The organism is Micromonospora sp. NPDC049799 (genome assembly GCF_040656655.1).
Classification (GTDB): domain Bacteria; phylum Actinomycetota; class Actinomycetes; order Mycobacteriales; family Micromonosporaceae; genus Micromonospora.
The window spans coordinates 1-10,722 of sequence record NZ_JBFAMU010000149.1 but is presented as its reverse complement, the minus strand read 5'-3'; the positions used below and the strand labels follow the sequence as shown (position 1 = coordinate 10,722).

Genomic DNA, 10,722 nt, shown 5'->3' with positions numbered 1-10,722 from the left:
GCCAGCGGCCCCGGCGCCGCCGCGCGGGCCGAGGCGTTCGGCGGAAAGCCACCCGAGCTGTCCGGCCCGCTGACGCTCGCGCAGAGCATCAACGCCGCGCTCGCCGACGGGATGCTCGACCACCCGCAGATGGCCGTCTTCGGCGAGGACGTCGCCGTCAAGGGCGGGGTGTACGGGGTCACGAAGGGCCTACGTGACCGCTTCGGCCCGGCCCGCGTCTTCGACACCCTCCTCGACGAGACCTCCATCCTCGGGCTGGGCCTCGGTGCCGGGCTGGCCGGGATGCTGCCGGTGCCGGAGATCCAGTACCTCGCGTACCTGCACAACGCCGAGGACCAACTCCGCGGCGAGGCGGCCACCATGCAGTTCTTCTCCTCCGGCGCGTTCCGTAACCCGATGGTGGTGCGGGTGGCCGGGCTCGCGTACCAGGAGGGGTTCGGCGGGCACTTCCACAACGACAACTCGGTGGCCGTACTCCGGGATGTGCCCGGCCTGCTCATCGCGGTGCCGGCGCGGCCGGACGACGCGGCGGCCATGCTGCGGACCTGCCTCGCCAGCGCCGCGGTCGACGGCAGCGTCTGCGTCTTCCTGGAGCCGATCGCGCTCTACCACACCCGCGACCTGTACGCGGACGGTGACAACCAGTGGCTGGCCGAGTATCCGGAGCCGGGAGCCTGGAGCAGCGGGCACGTGCCGGTCGGCCGGGCCCGGGTCTACGGCGTCGGCTCCGCCGAGGACCTGACCATCGTGACGTTCGGCAACGGCGTCCGGATGTCGCTGCGGGCGGCGGCCGCCCTGGCCGAGGAGGGAGTCGGCACCCGGGTCGTGGACCTGCGGTGGCTCGCCCCGCTGCCGGTCGGCGACCTCATCCGGGAGGCCGCCGCGACCGGCCGGGTGCTGGTGGTCGACGAGACACGCCGGTCCGGCGGGGTCGGGGAGGGAGTGATCGCCGCCCTGGTGGACGCGGGATACGTCGGAGCGGCGCGGCGGGTTGCCGGAGTCGACTCGTTTGTACCATTAGGCCCGGCCGCGCATCAGGTACTGGTCTCCGAGGAAGCCATCACCCAGGGTGCCCGCACACTGCTGGCACGGTAAATTCCGTTCCACCCGGTGCGCCACTTGCGCGGGGAGCCACAACTGTGTGGACTTTGCCTGACGGCGTCGCACGACGCCGCGAGCAGGGATGAGATGAGGAGGCACGCGACAGTGAGCGCGACCGCTGGTCAGGCCGCCGACGGGGTACGCAGCCTGGCGGACCGGTTCGGGATCGAACCGGGGATGGTCGTCATGGAGATGGGGTACGACGACGACGTCGACCAGGATCTCCGGGACGCCCTGACGGACCGCTGTGGAGAGCTGGTCGACGAGGACACCGACGAGGTGGTCGACGCCGTGCTGGTGTGGTACCGCGACGGCGACGGTGATCTCTTCGAGCTCCTGGTGGACGCCCTCGGCCCGCTGGCCGACAACGGTGTCGTGTGGCTGCTCACGCCCAAGGCCGGGCGCGAGGGGCACGTCGAGCCGAGCGAGGTCGCCGAGTCCGCGCCCACCGCCGGCCTCCAGCAGACCTCGACCATCAACGCCGGGCGCGACTGGAGCGGCGCCCGCCTCGTCCTGCGCCGGGGGGCCAAGGCCAAGAAGTAGCCGGACATCCCCCGCACCCGGCGGCCCGGTCCCGCCGGTGTGACAGGCTGGTGCCACCCAGACCCGACCCGAGGAGCTCGCATGCCCATCGAGGTTGGCGCCGAGGCGCCCGACTTCGTGCTCAAGGACCAGAACAACCAGGAGGTCCGGCTCTCGGACTTCCGTGGCAGGCGCACCGTGCTGCTGGTCTTCTACCCGCTCGCCTTCACCGGCATCTGCCAGGGCGAGCTGTGCGAGGTGCGGGACAACCTGAACGACTACGTCAACGACGACGTCCAGGTGCTCACGGTCAGCGTCGACTCGGTCTACGCCCACAAGATCTGGGCCGACCGGGAGGGCTACCAGTTCCCGCTGCTGGCCGACTTCTGGCCGCACGGCGGGGTCGCCCAGGCGTACGGGGTGTTCAACGAGGTCGCCGGCATCGCCAACCGCGGCACCTTCGTCATCGACCGGGACGGCGTGGTCCGCTTCGCCGAGATGAACATGCCGGGCGAGGCGCGCGACCAGCAGAGCTGGCGCAAGGCGCTGGCCGACGCCGTCGCCGGCTGATCCGTCCCATCCGGGCGCACGACCGTACGAACGGGCCGGCGGAGGGCAGGGTAAGCTTGCCAGCCTCCGGCCCGCCGTACGGGCGTTCCGGGCGCGTAGCTCAGTGGGAGAGCACTCGCCTTACAAGCGAGGGGTCGCAGGTTCGAAACCTGCCGCGCCCACCACGTACCACCAGCACGAACCGGCCCGAGATGCGGGTACTTCACCTGATGTCTCGATGTCGCCGGGAGAGCAGGTGACCCGGGGGACCAGTGGGGAACGCGACTGGCCACACCGCGACTGGCTGCCCGGCCCGGTCCAGCGACTCCTCCTCACCTCCACCGACGTCGACGGCGGCGCGTGAGTGGCCGGGTCAGCGCGAACAACCGCTTCGGAGCTACCCGGGCCGCGATCTGCGGGCTTTTGCCGATCCGATGCAACCAGGGTGTCGCTTCGCTGCGTGAGTGGGAGGAGCAGCCACCGAGGAGAGTTGGGTCGGCATGACAGAGGAGGACTACCGGGCGTTCTACGCATCGGCGTTCGCGCGTCTGGTCGGGCAGGTGTATCTGCTGACCGGCGACTTCGCCGAGGCGCAGGACGCGGTCCAGGAGGCGTTCGTCCGTGCCTGGAGCAGACGTGGCCGGTTCGCCGACGGGGACGAACCGGAGGCGTGGATCAGGACCGTGGCCCGTCGGGTCGCGGTCAGCCGCTGGCGCTCCGCACGGTCCGGCTTGGCGGCGTGGCGGCGCCACGGACCGGTTCCGCAGGTGCCCGCGCCCGGGGTGGAGACTCCGCTGATCGTGGCGGCCCTGCAACGTCTGCCCGAGGAGCAGCGGCGCGCGATCGTGCTGCACCACCTGTGCGATCGGTCCGTCGACCAGGTCGCCGTCGAGACGAAGGTGCCCGCCGGGACGGTCAAGGCCCGGCTGTCGCGTGGGCGAAGCGCCCTGCGACAGATCCTCTCCGAGGCGGACGCCTCGCCGCCGCGGGCCGGTACGCCGCGCCGGTCCGACCGACCAGACGACATCACACACCTGGAGCGTCGTCATGTCTGAACGCCAGTACCCCGACCGGGAGAGCCCCATGGCCGACAAGCCTGTCCCGGAGAGCCCCCTGCCCGGCCTGGAGACCATGCTCCGGGACGCGGCCGACAACGCGACGCGTCGGGCGTTCGTGCCGCCGTACGACCTGGTCCAGGGTCTGGCGCGGCGTCGCCGGACCGGAAGGGTCGCGACGGCCGGTGCCTTCGCGGTCGTGCTCGTCCTGGCGGTCGGGGTCACGGCCGTCACCGGCGGCGGACCTCGCCGGGACGAGGACCCTCGGCCGGCGGCCTCGGCCACCGTTCTCGACCCGTCGTTGCGCCAGTACTGGACGGAGATCCCCATCCTGACCTGGACACCGAAGAAGGGACGCATGACGTCGGACGTGTCGTCGACGAACGAGTTCCGGACGGCGGTGTTCTCCGCGCTCGGCCCGGGGGATCGCGACTACTCCCAGGTCGACGATCTGCGGACCCTCTTCCCCGACGCTCCGGTAGGTGGCCCGGCAGTCCCCATCGATCAGTCGGTCACGAGAGCCGAGTTGGAGCGGGCCGCCGCGAACCTACGCATGGTCGACGGCGTGCAGGACGCGCAGGTCGTCGAGGTGTCCGGCCTGTGGTTCACCGTGTCGGCCACCGGCCCCGTCTCCGGCCCCGCCGTCTCCGGCCCGGGGGAGCCGGTGATCCTCGACCTCGAGGGCATACCCGTCCGTGGCTCCGCCGGTGGGCAGCAACGTGACGCGCAGAAGCGCTGGGTCAACTGGGTACGCGCCACGTACATCGGACCGGCCATCGAGCGCGCCACCTTCGACCTGCTGCGTGCTCGGGCCGCCGAAGCCGTGGACATCGAGGTGTCGCAGGTGGTGGTCACGGCGGAATCCCCCGCCGGAAGGCCGAGACCGACGACGAGCTGACGCCGGGCAAGGGAGGCTGTGGCCGGGGTCACAACTTTCCGGTGAGCGGGTCGTCGGATCGGTCGTCGGTCGATCGTCGGCATGGTGAGAGCCGGAAACGGTACCGGCGACACCAGGAGGAGAATCATGCGACTCACGGTCACCAGCTTCCTGACCCTGGACGGCGTCCACCAGGCGCCGGGAGGACCCGACGAGGACCGCAGCGGCGGGTTCGACCTCGGTGGCTGGCTGCCCCCGCACTTCGACGACGCGGTCGGCGCGTACATGAGTGGGATCTTCGAGGAGGCCGACGCGTTCCTGCTCGGCCGACGGACGTACGACATCTTCGCGGGCTACTGGCCGAACGCGGAGGAAGCGGGCGACCCGGTCGGGCTCGCCCTCAACCGGCTGCCCAAGCACGTCGCCACCAGCCATCCCGACGACCTGGCGCCCTGGAACGGCGCCCGGGCCCTGGACGGCGACCTCGGCAAGGCGGTCACCGAACTGAAGAACCAGCCCGGCCGCGAACTCCAGGTGCACGGCAGCGCCGCGCTCGTCCAGTCGCTGATGCGGGAGGGGCTGGTCGACACGTACCGGCTGCTGGTCTTCCCGGTGGTCCTGGGACGCGGACGGCGACTCTTCGCCGACGGCGTGCCCCCGGCGGGCCTGCGGCTCACCGACAGCCGGACGTCCGGCAGCGGCGTGCTGATGCTGACCTACGAGGCGGCCGGCGAACCGACGTTCGGCTCCGTGGGCGGCTGAGCCCCGGGCCGCACCGCTGGGCTTGGATGGAGGCATGAGTTACGCGGAGATCGACGGGTTGCGCCTGTGGTACGAGGAGCACGGCACCGGCCGGCCATTGGTGCTGCTGCACGGCGGGTACGGCGCGGTGGAGATGTTCGCGCCGATCCTGCCCGCCCTGGCCGAGCGCCGCCGGGTGGTCGCGGTGGACCTGCAGGGGCACGGCCGTACCGCCGACGTCGACCGCCCGCTGCGGTACGAGTCGCTGGCCGACGACGTCGCCGCGCTGATCACCCGTCTCGGTCTCGCCGGGGCGGACGTCATGGGCTACTCGCTCGGCGGCGGGGTGGCCCTGCGGACCGCCGTCCAGCACCCGGCGCTGGTCCGCCGGCTGGTGGTCGTGTCGGCGCCCTGCCGGCGGAGCGGCTGGTACCCGGAGGTGCTCGCCGCGATGGCGCAACAGGACGAGGCGTTCGGCGAGCGGATGCGGGGCACGCCGCCGCACCAGCTCTACGCCCGGGTCGCGCCCCGGCCGGAGGACTGGCCGCGGCTCTGGGCCAAGACCGGCGACCTGCTGCGCCGCGACTACGACTGGTGCGCCGAGGTGGCCGCGCTGACCCTGCCGACACTGCTGGTCTTCGCCGACGCGGACTCGGTCACCACGGCGCACATGGTGGAGTTCTTCGGCCTGCTCGGGGGCGGCCACCGGGACGCCGGGTGGGACGGCACGGACCGGCCGGCCGCCCGGCTGGCGGTGCTGCCGGGGCTGACCCACTACGACATCGTCGGCTCACCGGCGCTGCCCGCCGCGGTCCTGCCGTTCCTCACCCATCCCGCGACCGCGCCGGGCTGAGTCGCCGGCAAGGGGTCGCGGGACCGCCGGCCGGACCCGGCGGTGGGTACGCTGCCGGAGTGACGGAGTGGATCACGCCACCTCGGTTCCCGCCGGTACGGGCGGCGGGGCGGGGGAGGGGCTGGTACCGGGGAGACTGTCACGTGCACTCGGTGCGGTCGAACGGCGCGGACCTGACGCCGGCGCACCTCGCCGCCGCCGCCCGTGCGGCCGGGCTGGACTTCATCGCCGTCACCGAACACAACACGTCCGACACCCACGGAACGTGGGGCCCACTCGCCGGTGACGACCTGCTGGTGATCCTGGGCCAGGAGGTCACCACGCGGACAGGGCACTGGCTGGCGCTCGGCATCGAGCCGGGGCAACTCGTCGACTGGCGGTACGGCGTCCGGGACGATGTGGTCGGTCGCCATCTCGATGAGGTCCGTCGCGTCGGTGGCCTCTGCGTGGCGGCTCATCCGCACGCGCCCTACCCCTCCGGAGTCTTCATGTATCCGTGGGACGGTTTCGACGTGGTGGAGGTCTGGAACGGGCTGTGGACCTCGGATCTGCCCTGGAACGCCGACAACGAGGCGGCCCTGGCCGAGTGGGGTCGCAACCTGGCCGTCGATCTGCACCGGGGGCGGCTCCGGCCGGCGATGGGCAACAGCGATGCCCATCTGGAGGGACAGATCGGCGTACCGCACACGGTTGTGCTGGCCGACGAGCTGAGCAGGGCCGCGATCCTCGCCGGCATCCGGGCCGGCCGGAGCTGGATCGCCGGGTCGGCCGACGTCGAGCTGGCGCTCACGGTCGTCGCCGGCGGACGTCACGCCGGGCTCGGTGAGCGACTGGAGACCGGCGGCCGGCCGGTGGAGGTCCGGGTACACGTCGACGGTGTGCCGTCCGGCACGGTGAGCATGCACACCGAGCGGGGCACGGCGCACCGCGAGTCCCTGCCCGGCGGCGGCACGGGCTCGGTGGAGTGGCTCACCAGCGCCGAGGAGTCGGCCTTCGTCCGGGTCGAGGTGCGCGACGCCGCGGGACACCCGGCGGCGCTCACCAACCCCGTCGTGCTGGCCTGACGGGTCAGGCGGTCGCCGTCGCGCCGCCGTCAGGCGAGCCGCCGGGCGAGCCAGGGGAGCAGCGCCTCGGCCTGGGCGCGTTGGAACGCGCGGACGGTCGGGATGCCGGGCGGCGGTGGTCGCCGGGCAGCGTCGGTGAGGTAGCCGGCTGCCCCGGCGTAGAACCCGGTGAGGGAGTCGGGGTCGACGTCGACGGTCAGCGCCGACCGGCGCAGGAGCGCCTCGACGTCGTGACCGCCGTGCAACTCGACGTTGACCAGCAGCATCGCGGTGTCCAGCCAGGCCGGACCGACGGCCGCGTGCGGCCAGTCCACCACGGTGACCCGGCCGGTGGCGTCGACGAGGAGGTTGTCGGCGCGCAGGTCGAGATGGCACAGCGTGTCGCCGTCGTCCAGTGCGGCGATGCCGAGATCCGCCACGGCGCACAGCTCGTCCAGGTGGGCGCGGGTCCACGGGGACAGGTCGGCGGGCGGCTCGGCGGCGATCCGGCGCCAGCCGTCGAGCTGCGTCGCGAACTGGGCCGTCGCGGTCGGGGCGTGCGGAACCGGGTTCGGGGTGAGGGCGGTCGCCAACTCCTCCAGGGTCCGGAGGACGGCGGCCAGCTCGTCGGCATGCCATGGCGTCGTCGGGTGCCGCCCGTCCACGTCGGACAGCACCAGCGCCACCCACTCACCGTCGTCGTGGACGCCGAGCAGTCGGGGCGTCGGGGCGTACGCGGGAAGGGCGGCGGTGTTGCGCGCCTCCGCGCGGTGCAGGCGGACGCTGTCGGCGTTCTGTGCCGGGCTGACCGCCTTGACGAACGCCCGTCGCCCGCTGGCCGTACGGACCCGGTCGGCGGTCCCCGGCGAGAAGCCGCCGGGCTGCGAGACCGCCTCGACCACGCGGTCGCCGAGCACGTCCTCGACGGCGGCGCGCACGTCGCCGGGCAGGTTCGTCCAGCCGATCCGGGTCCCCATGGCTCCACCGTGGCCGGACCGGTGGACGCCCGGCAAGCGGATTACGCCGGCTCGGGGCGCGTGTAGCGCAGGACGACGGTCCCGCTGGCGAGGGGCAGGCTCTCAACCAGCGCGAACCGGTGCGGTTCGAACCCGCGCGAGGCCAGCGGTACGCCGCTGCCGACCAGGACCGGGTTGAGCTTGAGCACCAGCTCGTCCACCTCCGGCAGCAGCTGACCGGCCAGCTGTCCGCCGCCGCAGAGCCAGATGTTCCCGCCCGGCTCCCGCTTGAGCGCCCGCATGAACTCGACCGGGTCGCCGGCCACGATCTCCACCTCCGGGTCGGTGGACGGGGGCAGCGAGCGGGAGAAGACGTACTGCCGCAGGTGCGCGTACGGGCTGCTGATCCCGATCTTCAGGGCCGGGTCGTACGTGGCGCGGCCCATCACCAGCGCGTCGAAGCGGCCCTGCGGGTTCTCGACGCCGAACTGGGGGTGGGTGAACGTGGGGAGGGTCTGCGGCCAGTGGGCCGCGATGTGCGCGGCCAGGTCGGGTTCGAGGCCGAAGAAGTCGGGCGACCCGTCCGGGGCGGCGATGAAGCCGTCGAGGGTGCTGGCGACGTAGTACACGAGCTTGCGCAAGCGGACTCCTTATTCACTACGGATGTTGTGGTTGAGAGCGTACGACAACTGTCGTGGTTGTTGCTAGGGTCTTTTCGTGGCACGGAACGTGGAGCGGCGGGCGGCCCTGGCCGACGCGGGGTTGCGGGTCCTCGCCGCGACCGGCGCGCGCGGTCTCACCCACCGCGCGGTCGACGCCGAGGCCGGCGTGCCGATCGGTACCGCCTCCAACTACTTCCGGTCCCGCGACGCCCTGCTCGGTGCGCTCGGGGAGCGGATCATGCAGCGGTTCGCCCCGGACGAGGCCGTGCTGGCCGGTCTGGCCACCCGGGAGCCCTCACCGGAGCTGCTGACCGACTACGTCCGCTACATCGTCGAGCGCACCACCCGGCAACCGGACCTCACCCGGGCGCTGATCGAGCTCCGGCTGGAGGCCGCCCGCCGTCCCGACCTGGCCGCGATCCTCGGCGACACGCTGCGCCGGGGCTACCGCGACGACGTCACCTTCCACGTCGCCGCCGGGCTGCCCGGCGGGGCGTTCGAGGTGGCGCTGCTGCACTACGCGGTCGACGGGCTCCTCCTCGACCTGCTCACCACGTCGATCGGGGCCGGGTTCGACCCCGACGACGTGGTGGCGGCCCTCGTGTCGCGCCTGGTGGGCGCGGCCGACGCGCGGTGACGCCCCCGGCGGAGGACTGTTCCCCGGCGCACCGGGAAAACGGCCCGCGACGTACTCCGGGGAGGGGCGACGGATGACGCATGGCGCCGGTCTGACCATCGGGATTCTCGGCTCGTACGGCGGTCGCAACCTCGGCGACGAGGCGATCCTCACCGGCCTCCTGGCCGACCTCCGGGAGCAGGAGCCCAACGCGAGGATCATCGTCTTCTCCCGGAACCCCGCCCACACCCGTGTCGTCCACCCCCACGTGGAGGCGGTGCCCTGGGAGGGCGTGAGCCGCACCGACTCCGCGCTCGTGCTGGCCCAGCTCGACCTGCTGATCCTCGGTGGCGGCGGCATCCTCTACGACCGTGAGGCCCGCCGTTACCTGCGGGTCGTCCGGGTGGCCCAGGAGCGGGGCCTGCCACTGCTCACGTACGCGGTCGGGGTGGGGCCGCTCAGCGAGGGCATCGACACCGGCATGGTGCGCGAGACCCTGGCCAGCGCCACCCAGGTCACCGTCCGGGACCAGGAGTCGCGGATGGCGCTGGAGGAGGCGGGCCTGCTCAACCCGATCACCGTCACCGCCGACCCGGCGTTCCTGCTCGAAGCCGAGGACTTCCCGGCGCACCTGCTGCGCGAGGAGGGGGTGCCGGCCGGCAAGCGGCTGGTCGGGATGAGCGTACGGGAGCCCGGACGGGCCGCCGAACGCCTGGACGTGGACGGCTACCACCGCCTGCTCGCCCAGATCGGCGACTTCCTGGTGCACCGGATCGACGCGTACGTGCTGTTCGTCCCGATGGAACGCGACGACATCCGCCACTCACACGGGGTGCTGTCGCACATGACCTCCGCCGACCACGGGCGGATCCTGCACGGCACCTACTCGCCGCAACAGGTGCTCGGTCTCATGCGCCACTTCGACCTGGCAGTGGGCATGCGGCTGCACTTCCTGATCTTCGCCGCGATGGTGGGCACGCCGTTCCTGCCGCTGCCGTACGCCGGCAAGGTCTTCGACCTCGCCCAGCGCCTCGGCGTGCCGGCCCTGCGGGGCGTGGAACGCGAGGTGGAGGGCCCCCTGCTGGCCGAGGTCGACCGGCTCTGGGACGAGCGGGAGCAGCGCGCCGAGGCCACCGCGCGGCGGGTGGCCGAGGTCTGCGAGGACGCCCGCGGCACCTCCCAGGTCACCCGGGCCGTCCTGGACAGCATCCGCAGTCGGGCCCTGACCCGCTCGAGCGCCGCCTGAGGCGGACGGCGGCCCCGCCCGGGTCAGACCGCCGGGCCCCGCCAGCAGTAGCGCCACTGGCCGCTGCCCGCGTCGGTCGACTCCAGCTCGTAGATCTCCGCTCCCGCCAGACCTTCGGCGCCGATGTGGTGGTGGGTCAGCGGCGGTCGGCCGTTCGGGTCCAGCTCCACCGTGACGCTCTGCCCGTCGGCCGTGCCGCCCACCAGGGGGATCTCCACCGTTGATGCCATGCGCCCATCCTGCACCGGCCGGCGCGGGCGCGCAGCGGATAGCGCGGGGCGGCGCGTGACCCACCCGTCGGCCGCAGTTTCGGGGAAAGTGTGGCCTCGGGCGCCCGCGAGCCACCTGTTTCCCCGAAACTGCCCGCGAGGGAGGGGCGGGGGAGTCAGGGGCGGGGAAGGAGGCCCGGCGGATACTCCATGCCGTCGTGGGTGCAGGCCGCGGCCGCCACCCGGGCCGCGTACCGGGCCGCGTCCGGCAGCGACGCCCCGCCCAGCCGGC

General features: G+C 72.9%; 13 protein-coding genes and 1 tRNA gene. 11 read left to right on the top strand and 3 right to left on the bottom strand.

The window, feature by feature from the left end:
* The 9 genes from AB0I76_RS13980 to AB0I76_RS13940 all read left to right on the top strand — a co-directional run.
* A partial coding sequence (locus AB0I76_RS13980; protein ID WP_357034418.1) for a transketolase C-terminal domain-containing protein occupies positions 1 to 1,095 on the top strand: 1,095 nt, incomplete at its 5' end.
* 111 nt (positions 1,096 to 1,206) lie between these two features.
* The gene (locus tag AB0I76_RS13975; RefSeq protein WP_357034416.1) at positions 1,207 to 1,644 is read left to right on the top strand and encodes a DUF3052 domain-containing protein; all 438 of its coding nucleotides are present in this window, start codon (positions 1,207 to 1,209) and stop codon (positions 1,642 to 1,644) included.
* A gap of 81 nt (positions 1,645 to 1,725) precedes the next feature.
* The gene (locus AB0I76_RS13970) at positions 1,726 to 2,193 is read left to right on the top strand and encodes a peroxiredoxin (protein ID WP_357034415.1); all 468 of its coding nucleotides are present in this window, start codon (positions 1,726 to 1,728) and stop codon (positions 2,191 to 2,193) included.
* Between the two features lie 89 nt (positions 2,194 to 2,282).
* Positions 2,283 to 2,357: transfer RNA gene (locus tag AB0I76_RS13965), tRNA-Val, on the top strand.
* A 315-nt stretch (positions 2,358 to 2,672) separates the two neighbouring features.
* The gene (locus AB0I76_RS13960) at positions 2,673 to 3,227 is read left to right on the top strand and encodes a SigE family RNA polymerase sigma factor (RefSeq protein WP_357034413.1); all 555 of its coding nucleotides are present in this window, start codon (positions 2,673 to 2,675) and stop codon (positions 3,225 to 3,227) included.
* A gap of 28 nt (positions 3,228 to 3,255) precedes the next feature.
* On the top strand, positions 3,256 to 4,125 hold the full coding sequence (locus tag AB0I76_RS13955) for a hypothetical protein (RefSeq protein ID WP_357034411.1): 870 nt from the start codon (positions 3,256 to 3,258) through the stop codon (positions 4,123 to 4,125).
* A gap of 126 nt (positions 4,126 to 4,251) precedes the next feature.
* Complete coding sequence (locus AB0I76_RS13950) at positions 4,252 to 4,866, top strand: dihydrofolate reductase family protein (RefSeq protein ID WP_357034409.1); 615 nt, start codon at positions 4,252 to 4,254, stop codon at positions 4,864 to 4,866.
* A gap of 34 nt (positions 4,867 to 4,900) precedes the next feature.
* On the top strand, positions 4,901 to 5,698 hold the full coding sequence (locus AB0I76_RS13945; protein ID WP_357034408.1) for an alpha/beta fold hydrolase: 798 nt from the start codon (positions 4,901 to 4,903) through the stop codon (positions 5,696 to 5,698).
* A 59-nt stretch (positions 5,699 to 5,757) separates the two neighbouring features.
* The gene (locus AB0I76_RS13940; RefSeq protein WP_357034406.1) at positions 5,758 to 6,762 is read left to right on the top strand and encodes a CehA/McbA family metallohydrolase; all 1,005 of its coding nucleotides are present in this window, start codon (positions 5,758 to 5,760) and stop codon (positions 6,760 to 6,762) included.
* Positions 6,763 to 6,791: 29 nt separating this feature from the next.
* On the opposite strand, the gene AB0I76_RS13935 is transcribed toward AB0I76_RS13940, so the two are convergent.
* Positions 6,792 to 7,718: an aminoglycoside phosphotransferase family protein gene (locus AB0I76_RS13935; protein ID WP_357034404.1), complete on the bottom strand. Its 927-nt coding sequence runs from the start codon at positions 7,716 to 7,718 to the stop codon at positions 6,792 to 6,794.
* Between the two features lie 41 nt (positions 7,719 to 7,759).
* Complete coding sequence (locus AB0I76_RS13930) at positions 7,760 to 8,338, bottom strand: dihydrofolate reductase family protein (protein WP_357034402.1); 579 nt, start codon at positions 8,336 to 8,338, stop codon at positions 7,760 to 7,762.
* A 76-nt stretch (positions 8,339 to 8,414) separates the two neighbouring features.
* On the opposite strand from AB0I76_RS13930, the gene AB0I76_RS13925 reads away from it, so the two are divergent.
* Positions 8,415 to 8,996: a TetR family transcriptional regulator gene (locus tag AB0I76_RS13925; protein ID WP_357034400.1), complete on the top strand. Its 582-nt coding sequence runs from the start codon at positions 8,415 to 8,417 to the stop codon at positions 8,994 to 8,996.
* Between the two features lie 73 nt (positions 8,997 to 9,069).
* Positions 9,070 to 10,221 (top strand): polysaccharide pyruvyl transferase family protein, encoded by a 1,152-nt coding sequence (locus tag AB0I76_RS13920; protein ID WP_357034398.1) that lies wholly within the window; start codon positions 9,070 to 9,072, stop codon positions 10,219 to 10,221.
* Between the two features lie 23 nt (positions 10,222 to 10,244).
* Here the strand turns inward: AB0I76_RS13920 and AB0I76_RS13915 are convergent, their stop codons facing one another.
* Positions 10,245 to 10,451, bottom strand: a complete 207-nt coding sequence (locus AB0I76_RS13915) for a hypothetical protein (protein WP_357034396.1) — start codon at positions 10,449 to 10,451, stop codon at positions 10,245 to 10,247.
* Between the last annotated feature and the right edge of the window lie 271 nt (positions 10,452 to 10,722).

What these genes read in the sequence shown, in the direction of transcription:
- AB0I76_RS13920 (WP_357034398.1), top strand. Translation starts at nt 9,070, where the DNA reads ATGACGCATGGCGCCGGTCTGACCATCGGGATTCTCGGCTCGTACGGC.
- AB0I76_RS13945 (WP_357034408.1), top strand. Translation starts at nt 4,901, where the DNA reads ATGAGTTACGCGGAGATCGACGGGTTGCGCCTGTGGTACGAGGAGCAC.
- AB0I76_RS13950 (WP_357034409.1), top strand. Translation starts at nt 4,252, where the DNA reads ATGCGACTCACGGTCACCAGCTTCCTGACCCTGGACGGCGTCCACCAG.
- AB0I76_RS13960 (WP_357034413.1), top strand. Translation starts at nt 2,673, where the DNA reads ATGACAGAGGAGGACTACCGGGCGTTCTACGCATCGGCGTTCGCGCGT.
- AB0I76_RS13970 (WP_357034415.1), top strand. Translation starts at nt 1,726, where the DNA reads ATGCCCATCGAGGTTGGCGCCGAGGCGCCCGACTTCGTGCTCAAGGAC.
- AB0I76_RS13915 (WP_357034396.1), bottom strand. Translation starts at nt 10,451, where the DNA reads ATGGCATCAACGGTGGAGATCCCCCTGGTGGGCGGCACGGCCGACGGG.
- AB0I76_RS13935 (WP_357034404.1), bottom strand. Translation starts at nt 7,718, where the DNA reads ATGGGGACCCGGATCGGCTGGACGAACCTGCCCGGCGACGTGCGCGCC.
- AB0I76_RS13955 (WP_357034411.1), top strand. Translation starts at nt 3,256, where the DNA reads ATGGCCGACAAGCCTGTCCCGGAGAGCCCCCTGCCCGGCCTGGAGACC.